The sequence below is a fragment of the Armatimonas sp. genome, from assembly GCF_043760365.1.
Classification (GTDB): domain Bacteria; phylum Armatimonadota; class Armatimonadia; order Armatimonadales; family Armatimonadaceae; genus Armatimonas.
Genome location: NZ_JAYUPA010000141.1, coordinates 1 through 2,219, shown reverse-complemented (window position 1 = coordinate 2,219; position 2,219 = coordinate 1). Strand labels below are relative to the sequence as shown.

Here is a 2,219-nt window from a genome sequence, read left to right as displayed (position 1 = left end):
TCCCTGACGCGTCGCGCTTTTACATTCCTAGCCTCTCCACCAGCACGCTGATCTACAAAGGCTTGCTTCTGCCGCACCAGATGCGTGGCTACTACTTGGATTTAAGTGATCCGAGCATGGAGAGTGCGATTGCGCTGGTGCACCAGCGCTTCTCCACCAACACGTTCCCAAGCTGGCCGCTGGCCCATCCGTACCGTTATATTGCGCACAATGGAGAGATCAACACCATCGGGGGCAATCGGAACTGGATGAAGGCGCGGGAGCAGGGCCTGACCAGTAGTGTGCTGGGCGATGATCTGCGCAAGTGCTATCCGTTAGTCAGCCCCACGGGGTCAGACTCCGCGAGCCTCGATAATGCTGTGGAGCTGATGCTGATGGGCGGCAAGACTCTGGCGCAGACCATGATGACGCTTATCCCCGAGGCATGGGACGGCAACGAGATCATGGCTCCCGAGCGCAAGGCGTTCTACGAGTACCATGCCTGTCTGATGGAGCCCTGGGACGGTCCCGCTGCCGTGGCGTTCACGGATGGCGTGCAGGTGGGCGCGGTGCTAGATCGCAATGGCCTGCGCCCCGCACGCTACACGGTCACCACCGATGATCTGGTGATTCTGGCATCCGAGACCGGCGTTGTGCAGGTTCCGCCCGAGAAGATCGTCGAGCGGGGACGGCTCACACCCGGCAAGCTTTTTTTGGTGGACACCGAGCAGCAGCGCATTTTAAGTGACGAGGAAGTCAAGAGCACCGTCTGTGGGCTCCATCCCTACGGCGAGTGGTTGGAAAAGCACAAAGTCGAGCTTGCTGGTCTGCCCGAGCCGCCGGAGCCCGAGCACCCGGTGCATGCGGAGCTGATCCAGAAGCAGCGGGCCTTTGGCTACACCACCGAGGAGCTGCGCCTACTGCTCACCCCGCTCGCGCAGAGTGGCGAAGAAGCGCTGGGCTCCATGGGCACCGACACGCCGCTGGCTGTGCTCTCGCACCGGCCACAGAACCTCTTTGCGTACTTTAAGCAGCTCTTTGCCCAAGTAACCAACCCACCGATTGACCCGATCCGCGAGAGCATTGTCATGAGCCTCTGGGACTACATCGGCACGGATGGGTCTCTTCTGGACGATGCGCCTGAGAACGCACGGCAGATCAAGATCGCGACCCCGATCCTCTCCAACGCCGAGCTCGAGAAACTGCGCGTGCTCAGCGACGATGGCAACTCGATCCGGCTCTGGACGGCCCACGCGATCTTCCGCCCCGACAAGCCGCTGGGGGAGCTAGAGCGCGCGGTGGAGCGCCTCTGCCGTCAGGCGAGCGATGCTTTAGAGCGTGGCATTGGGGTGATCGTCCTTTCGGATCGCAATATCTCGCCCGAGTACGCCCCGATTCCGTCGCTGCTGGCCATCTCCGCGGTTCACCACCACTTGATTCGTGAAGGCACGCGCAATAAAGTCGCACTGATTGTCGAGACCGGCGAGGCGCGCGAAGTCCATCACTTTGCGTGCTTAGTGGGCTTTGGAGCGAGCGCTATCAATCCGTATCTGGTCTTTGAGACCCTCGATGATCTGGTGCTTAATGGCGTCTTGACCAGTGTGAACTTCAAGACCGCCAGTAAGAATGTGATCAAGGGCGTGAATAAGGGACTCCTTAAAGTCATGTCCAAGATGGGCATTTCGACGCTACAGAGCTACCGGGGCGCACAGATCTTTGAGGCCATCGGGATCAACAACGAGGTTATTCGGCGCTACTTCACCGGCACGGCAAGCCGCTTAGAGGGCGTGAACCTTGAGGACATTGAGCGTGAGGTACGCAGCCTCCACGAGAGCGCCTTTCCCAAGGAGCAGACTCCCGGAGCGTTTGATCTGGAGCCGGGCGGCCAGTACCAGTGGCGGCGCTACGGCGAGAAGCACGCCATTAGCCCGGACATGGTGGAGAAGCTCCAGAAGTCCGTTCGTGAGGGGCGCTACGACACGTTTGCGGAGTTCTCAAAGGCCGTCAATGAGAGCGCCGTTGAGGCGTCCACACTTCGTGGCCTGATGAGCTTCCGAAAGCTTCTGCCGCCCGTTCCCCTAGACGAAGTGGAGCCCACCAAAGAGATTGTCAAGCGCTTTGCCACGGGTGCGATGAGTTTGGGCTCGATCAGCCGGGAGAGCCACGAGGGCCTCGCGATTGCCATGAACCGCATGGGCGGAATGAGCAACACGGGCGAGGGCGGCGAGGACCCGGCACGC

The 2,219-nt window shown here is 60.7% G+C and carries 1 protein-coding gene; it reads left to right on the top strand.

The features are described 5' to 3' along the window. Positions 1-2,219, top strand: a 2,219-nt coding sequence (locus ACH2EH_RS03655; RefSeq protein WP_395139069.1) for a glutamate synthase central domain-containing protein, incomplete at both ends; no start/stop codon positions are given.